The organism is Bacteroides sp. An51A (assembly GCF_002161565.1).
GTDB lineage: Bacteria > Bacteroidota > Bacteroidia > Bacteroidales > Bacteroidaceae > Phocaeicola > Phocaeicola intestinalis.
On record NZ_NFIC01000002.1, the window covers coordinates 258,756 to 273,936 of the forward strand.

A 15,181-nucleotide genomic window follows, 5' to 3' on the forward strand; every position below is an offset into this window, starting at 1 on the left:
TGATAACAAAATGTGCCGAATATGTGCCGATTGAATAGTCGGATAGTTGAGTTCGGAGAAAAAAGATATCTTATCAAAATAATTTGACAAGTATGGGTGCGCTAAAAAAGCAGGAGGCATAACAGTATTCGAATGTTTATGTCTCCTGCTATTGTCTTATAGAAAAAGATTTATCTTATTTCTTCTGCATCATGCGAACCAAACTGCCTGCACCTCCAAAAGGTAAGTAAATGTTTTCAAGACGTGTACCTCTCAGTTTTTGTGCTATCAGTATACGGGCAGTAGCATACACATCGGTAAGGACTGCTTCGATGAAACCATTAGGGAACTTATATTGATGGGTACCCTTTTGCGGATTGGTAACATATTCCAGATTACTCAAACTGTCCACTTCTAGCGAGAATCGGAAGCGTAACGCTGCTCCAACTTCCTTTGCAGGAGTAACATAACCGACATGCGCTACAATGGTCAACATGTTTTTATTAATATCAGAAAGCAACTCGAATCCCATCTGAGGAATCAATGTTTTTGATTCGTCTGCCAATATTTCGTCGTTGCGGGTAAAGCCATCTTCGGCTATTCTTTTAAGGCTTACTTTCAGTTCATTCATAAACTCGTATTAAATTTATTTATTACATGGCACAAATGTATATAAAAAAGATTGATTTCCCGAGAAATTGATGTCTTTTTTTCAAAATTCTTCACTTTCTAACAAGGCTTACCTATCATGGTGTTAAAGTTGCCCAAAGAAAAAGCTTCGATAGCACTGAAAACCTAGAAGCTGTTTTGAATTTCTCCAAAAAGTTTTTCTTGGCTTGATGTATACGTTTTCGTGTGTGCTTTGGGCGATTTTTTGGTCTTTTTCGCTCCTGTTCTTCGTCAGATAGCCCGCTATCTTCCTCATCACAGAAGCGAAAATGCCTCAAAAACTCATCCCAAATCATCGCACGATAAATTCAAAACAGCTTCTAATCTGTTTTAAAGTGGAAGATTAGGAAGACTTTCTACCGCTTGTTGTTTCTGCTGATCGATGATGTGTATATATTTTTCCGTATGCCTGGTACTGGAATGTCCAGCCAAAGAAGCTGCTGTCTTGATGCTTGCTCCCCTGGCCATAATGGAAGTAATAAAGGTATGGCGGGCACAATGGAAAGAAATATGTTTGCGCAATCCGGCACGCCTGGTCCATTCATTGATGATACGCAAGCTATATGAATGGGAAGGAAGATGAAAAATGAAATCATCGGGAGTACCTTGTGATTCCTGCAACAGTTTCATGGCATTTTCATTCAGATAGATATGCAAGACAGGCTTTTGTGAATGACCTGCAACTTTTTTTTGAACCAACATCAGATGGCGTTGTGCAAAGTCTATATTCTTATAACACAATTCTTGTATATCGCACCAACGCAATCCGCTTTGGCACGAAAACAGGAAAGCCCGTTTCACTTCCGGATTGCGACAAGGTGTGAGAGTAAGTTTTACCAGTTCTTTAGGCGACAAAATCTGTTTAGTCACATCGTTATATTGAGGTAGCCGGATGCCTTTTGCCGGATTAGAGGGCAGAAGGTTTTCTTCTACGCAATAATCCAGACACATTTTGAATTTCTTGAAGTAATTGACAGGTGTATTGCCATGCAATCTTTCTTGTAAAAAGCGAAAGAACCGTGTACAAAAGCTATGTGTAATATGGTTCACAGGCAAAGAAGCAGGATGAAACTGACGGAGGTATGAAAATGCAGCCTGTACCATACGGCTATCTTTGGGCTGATAAATATTAAGGTATCCTATCGATACAAGGAAAAAGTCGGGTAAAGGTTCGCCTGCCGTTTCATCTTCTCTAACCTGAGAGTGAAATAATGGAGGCAGTTTCGACCAATAGTGATTGTGGAGATAATCGATTTCACGTTGTGCACGTAAAAGTTTAGCCAATTGCAATTTGGCACAATTTGCCTGACGTATTTCCTTGCTTACAGGTGCTTCTAGGGTGATGCCCAGGTTCTCTTTATAACGTTTTCCTTCAACATTACAGTCCAAATAGAGCGAAATGCGCCCATTTTTCAGTTTTCTTTTACACAATAAGATTCCCATGACTTACTGCAAGTATAAAAAAACTGTATCCTGTAGAAAGGTAATAACTTCTACAGGATACAGTCTAATTAAGAAAATGAATAGTTTTTATTCGGCAATACAAACCGTCACACGGTTTTCTTCCATAGTAGAGAACGGCTGTACGGTATCACCTTTATAATCAACGGTAATACGGTCTGCCGAAATGCCTTGCGCTTTCAATGCTTCTGCTACAGCTTCTGCACGTTCTTTTGATAACTTCTTGTTGATACGTGCATTTCCAGTATTCTTGTCAGCGTATCCGCACAATGAAACTTTTGCGTCAGTGTGTTCTTTCAGGTAAGCGGCAAGAGCACTGACTTTGCTCTGTTCTGAATTGCGGATTTCGGATGAATTGATAACAAAATAAATATTCTGTTTCATCGGTTGAACAACGACAGGTTCGGGAGCCGGTTCTTCTTTCTTTTCTTCTACTACAGGTTCTGGGGTTGGAGGAACAGGAGTCGGCTCGTAGTAAACAGGTTCTGTCTTTGTATAAGTTTTTCCGAATTTGAATGTAAATCCAGCTAAAGCATTGAACTGCCAGTCGGAATTACCTGCCTTCTTCGAATTGTATTTATCAGACATCGTGTTGGCATTCACTTCGATGTTGAAGAATACATGGTCGCTGATGCGTAAGTTCGTGCCCAAGCCGAAACGGCCTACGACATTTACTTTGCTGTCGCGCCACAGATATTCCAAGCGGTGTCCGGCATCGTTCAAGGCTACGGCTTCATCGTTGTTGAATGCTCCGTTCACACCAATACCGCCGAACAAATACGCGTTGAAGAAACGTGTCGGATTGTAACCGCAGAACAGATTACTTAAGTCAAGTGTAGCATCTACATTTCCCTGCAAATAATTATACTTGTAAATAGTTTCAGGGCTTACCCACGCACCTTTAGCTTCCCAGCCACTCAGACCGGCACGCAATCCCCATAAGGGGGTAAACTGATATCCGACATTCAGTGCAGCTGCCGGAGAAATCAGATCTCCGAATTTGGCTTCTCCTACGGTGTGTGAGGCTCCGGCCTGAACCTGCATAAACCAGTGCGGGTTAAATACGGTTTTGCCTTCTTCTTTAATCTGGCGTGTCTCTGTGTTGCCGCTTTGGGCAAACGCTGCAATCGTGCTTAATCCAAGTACGAGTGCGGTAAGGTTTCTTCTTAGTTTCATAATCTTTTTATTTTTGTGTTATACAGATATTGCTTACCGAAAGTAAAGATATAAAAAAAAAGCATAGCTTGCACTTTTTTGGGGTGCTTTTTATAAATTTAATCGTCTTTCTTTAACATAGGAAACAAACAGAAAGTTTCTTTTGTTTCATATCTGTCCGTTCTTTTTATCAAATTTATAACTATTTTCCGCCGAAATCTTTCGGATTCCTTGTTGCGATGCGATGAACCCTCCGCCTAATACCCGGTTGGCATCATAAAACACAGCAGATTGTCCCGGCGTGATAGCTGAGGCTTCGGTATTGAATTTTACCAACAGGCAACCGTTATCCAACAGGATTACCTGGCAAGGTATCGGACGACTCCGGTAACGGATACGTACAGATAAATCCGGGCAGGCAAGCAACTCGTCTAAATCGGGAGTTTCGGGCGATTCTACCAGCATGTATTCCGTCTTTAGCTGTTCAACGTTTCCCAGCATTACCGTATTCTTTTCCGGATTGATCTTCAATACATATGCAGGTTCGCCCAGTGCGATTCCTAATCCCCTACGCTGGCCGATTGTATAATAAGCAAACCCTTGGTGCTGTCCTAATTTCATTCCTTTGCTATCGACAAACCATCCTGGCCCTATCTTTTCGTCAATATCGGGACAATGCTCGCGCAGAAACTCTCGGTAATCTCTGTCGATAAAACAAATCTCCATACTTTCCCCACCACGTGCCTTAGCTTCGAATCCTTTGCCGGCAAGATAATTGCGCACTTCTTCCTTAGTCATTCCACCCAAAGGAACCAGCATACGTTTTAAAATCGATTGCGGCAACTTCCAAAGGAAATACGACTGGTCTTTCACCGGATCGTCTCCTGTAATGATGTAACGCAATCCATTCCGGTCTTCCAACCGGCAATAGTGACCTGTAGCAATCCATTGACAACCGGTACGGTCGGCCCATTCGCACAAGATGCGTTCTTTGAATAATGGATTGCAAAGCACACAAGGATTGGGCGTACGTCCTTTCATGTATTCATCTATAAAGTATTGTACGATGACTTTTCGAAATTCTTCCCGCACGTCTGCGACATGATGCTCGATACCCAAACGGGCAGCCACGTGTTGTGCTTCGATTATTTCATTGGGTTGTTCCTGATCGGGGGAAGAAAAATGTGAGGGGATGTCCCATGTGCGCATGGTAACACCTACCACTTCATATCCTTGCTCTTGCAACATGATGCAGGTAGCAGAGCTGTCTATGCCTCCGCTCATTCCCACCAATACCCGTTTGTCTTTTGTCATATTTTGTTCTTTTTTAGAAGTTAAAGGAGTTAAGGAGTTATACCCCGCTTCTCTCCGTCAGAAGCCGGAAGCGGATGTTTTTTGATTATATATGCAACGGACGTTCCAACTATTTCCACCTGTCATCGCACCTATCTGCACAGGCGTCTGCTTATAGGAACAATTCCGGTTCACGCCTTGCGCTGAAGTTTTCATGCAGGAATGCAGCAAAGGGGTTATCGTAAACACGTGCTCCGTTCGGGCAAACTTTTACGCAAGCACAACAACGGATGCAGCGATTCACATCAGTCTCGATGCTGGTACCGTCCGGACTGATACGGATAGCATGGGTAGGACATACTTCCACACATTCTCCGCATACAAAACAGTTTTCGTTACAGACCGGAGCCGAAGGTGTTCCTGTAATAAAAGGTTTATATGGAACATTCCCCTTGATATAAAACGCAGGGACCGGCAGATTTGTTCGTTCCAGCTTCGACAAACTGTCTTTGCCGAACTGTATTGCCTGGTACAAATCATCGGCATCGGGTCTGCCTGCTGCTATCGGCCGTTGCGGCGTGCTGTAGCTGTGCTCTCCGATAAAAGCACCTGCGGACAGAGGCGTAAATCCCAATTCGATAGCCATATCCCGCAATTCTACCAGTGCGTCTTCATAGTCACGGTTGCCATAAACGACGACCAATATTACCGGTGAGCCGCTGGCTTTCAGACGTTTCATGCGTTGCAAGGCGACAGGTGCCACACGTCCTTTGTAGACAGGTGTGGCAAGTATGGTCAGCGAATGATTGATTTCGATGGCAGAGACAGATTCATCCAATGTAAGGTCGGTTTCGATGCGTCTTTCCATTCCGATGCCTTCGGCAATGGCACGGGCTATTTTCTCTGTGGTATGTGTCGGCGAGAAATAAACAATGTGGGTTGTTTGAAATGTAGTCATATTGTTAATTGATTAGTTAACTTGTCACCTGAAATAATACAAAAGTAATAAAATAACTCAGATTATTCATTACCTTTGCATGAGATTCAGAAAGAAAATTATGGAAGAACAGTTCGACATACGCGATTATAAGCCTACCGGAAAGGAGCGTGATTTCGAGAACGCGCTGCGTCCGCTTCAGTTTGAAGACTTTAGCGGGCAAGATAAGGTGGTGGATAACCTGCGTATTTTTGTAAAGGCGGCACGGCTTCGTGCCGAGGCGCTTGACCATGTATTGCTGCACGGCCCTCCCGGACTGGGGAAGACTACACTGAGCAACATCATTGCCAATGAACTGGGCGTAGGGTTCCGTGTCACATCCGGTCCGGTACTGGACAAGCCCGGCGACCTGGCGGGAGTCCTGACCAGCCTGGAACCGAACGATGTATTGTTTATCGACGAAATACACCGCTTGAGTCCGGTCGTGGAAGAATACCTGTATTCGGCAATGGAAGACTACCGGATAGACATCATGATAGACAAAGGCCCGTCGGCACGCAGCATCCAGCTTGACTTAAACCCGTTCACCCTGGTAGGAGCAACGACCCGAAGCGGCTTGCTGACCGCACCGTTGCGGGCACGCTTCGGCATCAACTTGCACTTGGAATACTACGAAGACAGCACGCTGACCAAAATCATCTTGCGCTCGGCAAAGATTCTGGGGGTGCCTTGTGATACGGAAGCGGCTGGAGAGATTGCCTCGCGAAGCCGCGGAACGCCCCGTATCGCCAACGCTTTGCTCCGGCGGGTGCGTGATTTCGCGCAAGTGAAAGGCTCCGGACGCATCGACTTGAAGATTGCCCAGTTCGCATTGGAGGCATTGAACATAGACCGTTACGGCTTGGACCAGATAGACAACAAGTTGCTTTGCACCATCATCGACAAGTTCCGGGGCGGTCCCGTAGGATTGACCACCATTGCCACGGCATTGGGAGAAGACCCCGGCACGATAGAAGAAGTATACGAACCCTTTCTTATCAAGGAAGGCTTCTTGAAGCGTACACCCCGCGGACGGGAAGTGACCGAACTGGCATACCAGCATCTGGGCAGAAGCCGGTGGAATGAACAAAAAACATTATTCGATTGAGCGTGTTTGATTTCACCACAGAGGAAATAAAATATCTCTCCGTGTCCTCTGTGGTGAATATAAAACGAGCGCATGATTACAAACTAATTGACATCTATGGCTGGACTGAAATCATTGGCTAAAGATACGGCAATCTACGGACTGAGCAGCATTGTCGGACGGTTTTTGAATTATTTGCTGGTGCCTCTCTATACGGCGGTCATCCCGGCTGTATCGGGCGGTTATGGCGTAGTGTCGAACGTATATGCCTATACGGCACTGATATTGGTATTGCTGACTTTCGGCATGGAAACAGGGTTCTTCCGCTTTGCCAACAAGACCGATGCCGACCCGAAACATGTGTATGCCAATGCGCTGTTGTTTGTGGGCGGATTATCTCTGTTGTTTGTCGCGCTTTGCCTTGCGTTCATCCATCCGTTATCTGCCTTTCTGGAATACCCCGACCATCCTGACTATATCGCCATGATGGTGATTGTAGTGGCACTCGATTCGTTCCAGTGCATCCCTTTCGCCTATTTGCGCTATCAGAAGAAACCGATGAAGTTTGCTGCCATCAAGTTGTTCAACATCATCGGGAATATCGTGCTGAACCTTTTCTTCCTCTTGTTATGCCCCTATATATATAAGGTATCGCCCGAAACAATCAGCTGGTTCTACCGGCCCGATTATCTGGTGGGTTACATTTTCGTATCCAACCTTATCATGTCGGCGGTGCAGATGTTCTTCTTTATCCCCGAACTCAGAGGCTTTTCCTACCGGTTGGACCGTCCGTTGATGAAGCAAATGGTGAGTTATTCATTCCCTATCCTGATATTCGGGTTAGTAGGTATTTTAAACCAAACGGTAGACAAGATGATTTATCCATTCTTGTTCGATGACCGGCAAGAAGGTTTGGTGCAGCTGGGCATCTATAGTGCGACAAGTAAGGTGGCGATGGTCATGGCAATGTTTACACAAGCCTTCCGCTATGCTTACGAGCCTTTTGTCTTTGGCAAGAATAAGGAAGGAGATAACCGGGAAATGTACGCCAAGGCAATGAAATACTTCTTTATCTTCTCGCTTCTGGCTTTTCTTGCGGTAATGTTCTACATGGACATTTTGCGCTATCTCATTGCACCCGACTATTGGGAAGGACTGGGTGTCGTGGCAATTGTGATGGGAGCGGAAATCTTGAAAGGCATTTATTTCAACCTGTCGTTCTGGTACAAGTTGACCGATGAGACAAAGTGGGGGGCTTATTTCTCCATCATCGGTTGTGCCGTTATCCTGATATTAAACATCTGGCTGGTTCCGCAATATGGCTATGTGGCTTCCGCCTGGGCTTCGGTGGCAGGATACGGGCTTATTACCTTACTTTCCTATGTGATAGGACAGAAGAAATACCCCGTAGTTTATCCGTTGAAAGACATGACGGTTTATCTGGTTTTTGCCGCTGTATTGTACATTATTGCGCGGGAAATGACAATTACAAACATTATCTGGCGACTGGTGTTTCATACCCTTTTGTTGTTGTGCTTTGCGGGTTATATCGTAAAAAAAGACTTGTTGAAGGGGTTGAGAATAAAAAAATTAAGATAAGCAGTTATTTCTTCCTGTTTTTGCCCAACCGTCATCAGGCTATATCTGTACGGTATAGATTTGTGCATGCTGTGTTATAAGCATCAACAGATAGCGGGCTATCTGGCGAAGGACAGAAACGGAAAGAATCCAAAGAATCGCCCAAAGCACACACGAAAACGAATCTCAAGACGAGAAAAACTTTTTGGAGAAATTCAAAACAGTTTCCAACTTCTCAAATAAATCCTAACGAATAAAGGATGTACTGTTAGGCACATCCTTTATTCGTTAGGATTTGTTATCAAGTTATTTCCGTTTCTTTTTCTTTTTTACCCACTCAGGCATTCCGCCAAAGTCTACATCCGAGAATCCGTCTTCTTGGAAAAACTGACGCCAGTCGTCTTCCTGTTTCGGTGCACGTGCAGTCCGCTCCCCGTTACGGTCGGCTTTTACTTTTTTTGTTTCCTTGGAGCGTTTCTTTCCACTCTTATCGCTTTTGCCTTCGTTTTCTTCTGCCACTTCTACTACGACTTTGCGTCCGTTGTAAGTCGTCTTGTTCAAGGCTCTTACCACTTTCGGTGCTTGTGCCTCAATCACTTCGAAGAACGAGAAATTCTGCATCAGGTCGATGCGTCCTACTTCGATACGCTCTTTCTTCAAGTTACGGTTGATGAGTTCGATAACCTGATTGGGGAAGAAACCGTCGGTCTTGCCTAAGTTGATGAACAAGCGCGTATAACCCTTTTCGGCTTTGCGCGAACGCTCTCTGCGCTCCGGACGTTCTCCTTTTTTCTTCTCTTTCTTGTCTTTTCCTTTTTCGTTGGCACTGGGCTGGTCTATTTCCGGTGCATTCTTGTAATAGTCCAGGAAGCGGTTGAACTCCATCGAAACAACGCGTTTGATAAGGTCTTCCTTGCTCAGCCATTCCAGTTTGCGGTAGATGCCCGGCAAGAATGCTTCGATTTCTTCTTCGTCCACCTTTACCTTTTCGATATCGTCTACCAGCTTAATCAGCTGCTGTTCGCAGATGGCTTGTCCCGTAGGCAAGGTCTCAACACTGAACTTCTTGTTCAAGATGCGTTCTATCTGCTTCATCTTACCTTTTTCGCGCAGGTTCATGATGGCGATAGAGATACCCGTCTTGCCGGCACGTCCCGTACGTCCGCTTCGGTGGGTATAGCTTTCCACATCATCGGGCAAGCCATAGTTGATGACGTGGGTCAGGTCGTTCACGTCCAGTCCGCGGGCAGCCACATCCGTAGCAACCAGCAATTGCAAATGACGCTGGCGGAACTTCTGCATCACCAGGTCACGTTGCGCCTGGCTCAGTTCACCGTGCAACGAGTCGGCGTTATAGCCGTCTTGTATCAGCTTGTCGGCAATCTCCTGCGTTTCCAACCGGGTACGGCAGAAGATGATGCCGTAAATCATCGGATAGAAGTCTACCACACGTTTCAGGGCAAGGTATTTGTCTTTGGCATGCACGATGTAAGCCACGTGATGCACGTTCTTCGTACCTTCGTTCTTCGTGCCGATGGTGATTTCCTTTGCGTCACGCAGGTAGGTCTTGGCAATGCGTGAGATTTCCGGACTCATCGTAGCCGAGAACATCAAGGTATTGCGGTCTTCGGGCACCTTTTCCAAGATAGCGTTGATGCTGTCGGTAAAGCCCATGTTCAACATTTCGTCGGCTTCATCCATCACTACGTCACGGATGGTTTCCAGTTTCGCCACTTTACGTTCTATCAGGTCGATAAGACGTCCCGGAGTGGCAACAATGATATGTACGCCTTTCTTCAGGCTTTTGATTTGGCTCTCGATAGACGAACCTCCGTAAACGGGTATTATCTTCAGGTCGGTGATATACTTCGAATAGTCATTCAGGTCACCTGCTATCTGCAGGCAGAGTTCGCGTGTAGGGCAGAGTATCAATGCCTGAGGCACGCGGTTGCTAACGTCAATTTTCTGTATCAGCGGCAAACCAAATGCGGCTGTTTTTCCGGTTCCGGTCTGTGCCAGAGCCACTACATCGTTCCCGTTTCCCAACAGGTAAGGGATTACTTCTTCTTGTACGGGCATCGGGTTCTCGTAACCCATTTCTTCAATCGCTTTGCGTATTTCGGGAGCTACGCCAAGTTCTTCAAATGTCTTCATTTATCTATAACTGTCTAATTCGGCTGCAAAGATACAGAGAATTAACGATATATACGTATGTTTGCCCGTTTTTTTGCTGACAAAAAGGAAGGAAAGTGTCTTGCTGTTGCTATTTCACCACAGAGGGACACAGAGGCACACAGGGTTTTCATTTTTTATTCCTCCGTGATACTCTGTGACCTCTGTGGTGAATATCGGTTATTCTTCCGCTTGGTATTCCAGTATGTCGCCGGGCTGGCAATTCAGTTCCTTGCAGATGGCTTCCAGCGTAGAGAAGCGCACCGCTTTGGCTTTTCCTGTCTTCAGGATAGAAAGGTTTGCCGGTGTCAGGTCAATCCGTTCGGCAAGCTCTCCCAGCGAAATCTTCCGTTTCGCCATCATCACATCAAGATTTACTATTATCGGCATAGGCATTATTGTTTATTTTCCAGTTTCTTCCACCATTTGGTATAACGGCGGGTCAGTTTGTAACAGACAGTAACCACAAGATAAACCCAAGCCACATTCATGAGCGGAAGCCAAGTCTGCTTGGGCACCAATGGGACTATCGCTAAAAAATAGATGAGTTCGCCTACAATCATCGAGGCGATAAGGCACAGGAAGATGTAAAATCCTGCCATTACTCGGGTATAGTTGCTTTTCGGTTTCATAAGCATAATGAGTTTAAACGGTAAGGTCTTGTTCCTCTTGCATGCGGATGCCTATCTTGAACATCAGCGAGACAAGGACGATGAACAATCCGATGATGATGAGCAACAGGCTGGTATCGGTCGGCATCTCAAGGGGAGAACAGTTGATAATAGCATTGATAAGCGCGCCGGAAATAACGGTCGAGCCGCCAATGGCAAGCAGGATGCGCTGGTTGGCGGAAGTAAAGACCGATCCGTTCCGTACGTTGCGTACCAGAAAGTAGGTCAGGACGGCGATGAAGAACATCGCGTATGCCTTTATGCCTTGCACCAAGGCAAACCAGATGAATGTGTCACTTGCGTCTTTGCCCAACTCGTAGCAGATTGGGAAAATGTTCGATACGCCAAAGCATGTTGCGCTAAAGACAGAAAGCACCATCAGCGCTTCGCAATATTGCACCAATTGTTTATCGGGTTTTGTTTTCATAAGCGGTCCGTTTTTTAGATGGTTAAATCATTCTCTTCTTTCAGCCTTAACCCGATTGCAAAAATCTCGGCGAACAGCAGGGAGGTGAAGCCGATGAGCAATGTCGGGTCTGAAAACTGGAAAGCAATGGAAAAGTCACAATCCTTCAAACTTATCACTTGAGAGACTAAATGATTGTTGATGGCGAATGTCACCAACGAGCAACAGAAGCAGAGGATAAGCGAAAAGCCCAACCGGCGCAGGCGTTTCACGTTCGCCCAATCGAAAATGATGTTGCGGTGGATGTTCCGAATCATTTTGACGAATTGGACTATGGCATAAATGCAACATATTATCACCATCCAGTCCAGCAATGAAAGGAATATGGAATCGGTAGCATCCGCTTTTTCGTTCGGAATTCCTATCATGCTGATAAAAGGAAGAATAGATACGGTGGAACCGTCTTTCTCGTTGATAGCCGTAGCGGTTTCGTTGGTGATGACATCGGTCGGCATCGTGCCAATTATCTTGTAAGTCACGTCAAGCTTTTCCACTCCCGCCGCTCCTTGTTCGTAAGCGTCAATCCCTGCCTTGAAACCGTAATAGAATGTGCTGAACAAGAAGGACATGGAGACAAGAACGGCGAGCACAATTCCCAAGCAGATGAGGTTTAGTCTTTTTTTCATAAGGCGTAATAATTTGCAATGTGTAATTAGATGGTTAAATCCTGTTCTTCCTTAATCTTTACCGCTACGGCATAGACTTCTGCCAGCAAGACGATGACAAAGAAGAAACTGAAATCGTAAACGGTATGTTCGATACCGATGACCTGATAGCCCGGAATGCGAAGCTGGCTTACCGCATCGCGCTCCAATAACCATTCGAAGAGCATCAATCCCAGGTAAATTCCGGCATTAACATAGGCGAACCAGCGTATCCAGTATACCTTGCGACGGGAAAAAATATCACGTTTCGCCACACGTATCAACAAGCGGATCAGGCAATAAATGGAATAGATGCCGATAAGGGCAACAAAGAAAGAGCCGAAGGTAAGAGCTATCGCAATGAACCAGCTGGGGCGCACCTCGCATTTTACTTCGGCAATACTATAGGGCACGGTCTTTGTCCCATCCGCAAGTTGCAAGGTGGCTTCACCCTCCATTCCTTCGGGAATGACTTTGGCTTTTACGGGAAGAAGGAAAGAATGGACATAACTTGCACCACTTTCCGCTTGTTGTGCTCCGGTTTCACGTCCGGCATTAAAGCTTTCTATTGCATCTCCGCCAGACATCTGTAAAACGAACTCCGTGCAAAGGGCGATAATGGTGATGATTCCTAAAAGGCTGATGTATTTCATAAGATATACTATTTAATGCTGTTCAAATTCCCGTTATAGCCTATTTACATGCCTCCGCAAACGAATATATCTGTGTTTGCCATTGAATATATCTTCTATGGGAGTTTCAGTAGTACTGAAACTGGCGATGAAGTATATATTACTTTTCAAGGCAAGCAAACAGGCCGAACGGAAGTGTTTATTTATATGGTTAAATCGTTCTCTTCTTTGATGCGTACCGCTTGGGCGAAAATCTCGGTCAAGAGGGCAATCACCAACATGAAAGTCCACGAATATTTCAAATGGAACTCATCGAACACATACCCGGAAGATACCAGCTCGCTGGTGGCAATCCGATAAAGGATATAGTTCTGAAGTTCGTACAAGGCAGAGAATGCCATTATCGGATAAATGAAGAAACGCAGGCGGCGTATGTTCTTCCGAATCAATATTTCTCCCCGGCTTACCGATACCAACAAGCGTATCAAGCAATAAACTCCATAAAAGACGAGCAATATAACAGGTAGAATCACAAAGCCCATGGCATGCACCCATGAATTATGCTTCACGTAGGTGTTCACCCCATTTACTTCGCAGGGCACATTGGCTTGCATAGCCCGGTTGAACAGGCTATCGGGAACCCCGTCTTTATATCCTTCTACCGATAAAGACACCGAATTAAAGTCGGCAGGCAGAACCAGTTGGGAATCGGCTTCGGCATCGTTCCACCCGTCTATAAATCCGGGAATGGCATCTTTAAGAGCACCTCCTATCAGTGCCAGTATCACGATAATTCCTAAAATGCGTACGGTTTTCATAAGCGTGATGAATTAGGCTTGTTCTTTATTCTCTGATGCAATCACTTCTTCTGCCGGAGCGGGCGTTTCTTTCCATGCTATCTGATTCGGAATCAAGCGGGTCTTGATGTACCAGATGCTCCATACGGTCAATGCTACACCCACAAGGGCAAGGCAGACGGCTCCGGTCGTGCCCAAGGCTTCGGTCATGGTTTCGTCTTCCCCTCCCGACAGGTGGAAGAGCAATACTGAGGTACCGTTATTGATAAAGTGCATCAACATGCAGGGCAACAGGCTTCCGGTGCGGTAATATACCCAGCCCAGTACCAATCCCAGGATGGAAGCGAAAAACATTTGCACGGGATTGCCATGTACGATACCGAAGATAAGGGCAGACACCAGAATCGCCCAGGCGGGATTCTTCCATTTGCGTAACAAGTGGCCTTGCATTCCTCCGCGGAACAAAAGTTCTTCCACAATGGGAGCCATTACGACGATGGAGATAACGCCCAACGGGTTATACATCATTTTATTGAAGAGGTCTTCCATGACATTGGGCAATTCGGTCAGCTCGGTCAAATAATTTGTCCAAAGTCCCATGCCTACACTAAGTATAACGGAAGCAAGCAGCACCTTAGCCGTGTTCGGGAAATCAAAACTTAAATCTTTGCGGGTCACATACTTCCAAGCCAACAGATGAATACCTAAAGCTAATGTAGCAAACAGCTGCACCCACATCGAGAGGTTAAAGTAAACAGGACCACTTTGCGGCATATCGGAAGTATGATTAACAAATCCATAGACCCCGAACACAACGCCCATAAAAACCAAGTTGTATAAGAAATAATAAATAACCAGTTTAATAACGCGTCCCATAGTTGTATCTCCTTATATATTAATAGGTGAATGAATCAAGTGGATTATCTCTGAATGTCGGTCAATAACATACCGTTTTCGGCTTGCTGGTAATAGATGCTGGTCTGGATGTTTTGCGTAAACGCGCCCGAAGCCTTGTCGTATTCAGCATAGTCAATCAGGTAGATACCGTCGCCAGGAAGGTAATTCAGCAGGTAAGCGGGTTGCCACGAACGGTTATCGGCATTCCAGCGATAGGCTTTCTTTTCCGCCAGGTTCCCGTTGGCATCGTATTGGTATTCGTATTTCAGCTTCGGCGTAATCGAGATGCCATCGGCATTCAGCGTAGAAACGGTCATTGTGTTTCCGTCTTGTCCGTAAACAAAAGTGTTCTGTGCACTGGCTTCGGTAGCGGTTGTAAAACTCATCATAGCGGTTGCGAAGATAGCGGCGATAGCTTTGGTAACAAATGTCTTTTTCATAATCGTATGTCTTTAATGTTTTTATTAATCTTGTTTTGTTCTCTATTCGATAATTATTTATCGTTTATCGATATGCAAATGTACGCATTATTTTTATACTACCAAAGATTTTCGAGAAAAATTTATCGAAAAACGATAATTTTTTAATGAAATGCGGTTATAACGCCTTCTATAGGGGATAACAAGGCTTGTTTTTTATTCCGAAAGGCATAAGTGGAACAGGACTTTCGGTTGTTCTTTATATATAGCGGCATAGCCAAACGT

At 45.2% G+C, this 15,181-nt stretch carries 17 protein-coding genes; 2 read left to right on the top strand and 15 right to left on the bottom strand.

Going from position 1 to position 15,181, the window contains the following annotated elements; all coding sequences use genetic code 11:
- Positions 1 to 175: 175 nt before the first annotated feature.
- From B5G04_RS04660 to B5G04_RS04680, 6 genes are all read right to left on the bottom strand, one after another.
- Positions 176 to 610, bottom strand: a complete 435-nt coding sequence (locus tag B5G04_RS04660; protein WP_087211935.1) for a hypothetical protein — start codon at positions 608 to 610, stop codon at positions 176 to 178.
- A gap of 115 nt (positions 611 to 725) precedes the next feature.
- Complete coding sequence (locus B5G04_RS19675) at positions 726 to 944, bottom strand: hypothetical protein (protein ID WP_158100048.1); 219 nt, start codon at positions 942 to 944, stop codon at positions 726 to 728.
- A gap of 34 nt (positions 945 to 978) precedes the next feature.
- Entirely contained in the window at positions 979 to 2,091 is a 1,113-nt protein-coding gene (locus B5G04_RS04665) for a site-specific integrase (protein ID WP_087396050.1), read from the bottom strand.
- An 87-nt stretch (positions 2,092 to 2,178) separates the two neighbouring features.
- A complete protein-coding gene (locus B5G04_RS04670; RefSeq protein WP_087249024.1) occupies positions 2,179 to 3,285 on the bottom strand; it encodes an OmpA family protein in 1,107 nt (368 codons plus the stop codon).
- 147 nt (positions 3,286 to 3,432) lie between these two features.
- Entirely contained in the window at positions 3,433 to 4,578 is a 1,146-nt protein-coding gene (mnmA, locus tag B5G04_RS04675) for a tRNA 2-thiouridine(34) synthase MnmA (protein WP_087249026.1), read from the bottom strand.
- Between the two features lie 151 nt (positions 4,579 to 4,729).
- Positions 4,730 to 5,515 carry a 4Fe-4S binding protein gene (locus B5G04_RS04680; protein ID WP_087396052.1) on the bottom strand — a complete coding sequence of 262 codons (786 nt, stop codon included), beginning with the start codon at positions 5,513 to 5,515 and terminating at the stop codon, positions 4,730 to 4,732.
- 100 nt (positions 5,516 to 5,615) lie between these two features.
- Here B5G04_RS04680 and ruvB point away from each other — a divergent pair, with 100 nt between their 5' ends.
- A complete protein-coding gene (gene ruvB / locus B5G04_RS04685; protein ID WP_022040144.1) occupies positions 5,616 to 6,641 on the top strand; it encodes a Holliday junction branch migration DNA helicase RuvB in 1,026 nt (341 codons plus the stop codon).
- Between the two features lie 96 nt (positions 6,642 to 6,737).
- Positions 6,738 to 8,219, top strand: a complete 1,482-nt coding sequence (locus B5G04_RS04690; RefSeq protein WP_087396054.1) for an oligosaccharide flippase family protein — start codon at positions 6,738 to 6,740, stop codon at positions 8,217 to 8,219.
- A 285-nt stretch (positions 8,220 to 8,504) separates the two neighbouring features.
- Here B5G04_RS04690 and B5G04_RS04695 read toward each other — a convergent pair whose 3' ends face one another.
- The 9 genes from B5G04_RS04695 to B5G04_RS04735 all read right to left on the bottom strand — a co-directional run bounded on the left by B5G04_RS04695 (position 8,505) and on the right by B5G04_RS04735 (position 14,917).
- A complete protein-coding gene (locus B5G04_RS04695; protein WP_087396056.1) occupies positions 8,505 to 10,352 on the bottom strand; it encodes a DEAD/DEAH box helicase in 1,848 nt (615 codons plus the stop codon).
- A gap of 198 nt (positions 10,353 to 10,550) precedes the next feature.
- Complete coding sequence (locus B5G04_RS04700; RefSeq protein WP_013618101.1) at positions 10,551 to 10,760, bottom strand: helix-turn-helix transcriptional regulator; 210 nt, start codon at positions 10,758 to 10,760, stop codon at positions 10,551 to 10,553.
- Positions 10,761 to 10,765: 5 nt separating this feature from the next.
- Positions 10,766 to 11,002, bottom strand: a complete 237-nt coding sequence (locus B5G04_RS04705) for a hypothetical protein (protein WP_143270427.1) — start codon at positions 11,000 to 11,002, stop codon at positions 10,766 to 10,768.
- Between the two features lie 13 nt (positions 11,003 to 11,015).
- On the bottom strand, positions 11,016 to 11,468 hold the full coding sequence (locus B5G04_RS04710; protein WP_087396060.1) for a DUF2975 domain-containing protein: 453 nt from the start codon (positions 11,466 to 11,468) through the stop codon (positions 11,016 to 11,018).
- Positions 11,469 to 11,482: 14 nt separating this feature from the next.
- Complete coding sequence (locus tag B5G04_RS04715; protein WP_087396062.1) at positions 11,483 to 12,133, bottom strand: DUF2975 domain-containing protein; 651 nt, start codon at positions 12,131 to 12,133, stop codon at positions 11,483 to 11,485.
- Between the two features lie 26 nt (positions 12,134 to 12,159).
- On the bottom strand, positions 12,160 to 12,804 hold the full coding sequence (locus B5G04_RS04720) for a DUF2975 domain-containing protein (RefSeq protein ID WP_087396064.1): 645 nt from the start codon (positions 12,802 to 12,804) through the stop codon (positions 12,160 to 12,162).
- Between the two features lie 182 nt (positions 12,805 to 12,986).
- Positions 12,987 to 13,601, bottom strand: a complete 615-nt coding sequence (locus tag B5G04_RS04725; RefSeq protein WP_022040151.1) for a DUF2975 domain-containing protein — start codon at positions 13,599 to 13,601, stop codon at positions 12,987 to 12,989.
- Positions 13,602 to 13,613: 12 nt separating this feature from the next.
- On the bottom strand, positions 13,614 to 14,456 hold the full coding sequence (locus B5G04_RS04730; RefSeq protein ID WP_087396066.1) for a type II CAAX endopeptidase family protein: 843 nt from the start codon (positions 14,454 to 14,456) through the stop codon (positions 13,614 to 13,616).
- Between the two features lie 44 nt (positions 14,457 to 14,500).
- Positions 14,501 to 14,917 carry a DUF3836 domain-containing protein gene (locus tag B5G04_RS04735; RefSeq protein ID WP_087396068.1) on the bottom strand — a complete coding sequence of 139 codons (417 nt, stop codon included), beginning with the start codon at positions 14,915 to 14,917 and terminating at the stop codon, positions 14,501 to 14,503.
- Positions 14,918 to 15,181 lie beyond the last annotated feature (264 nt).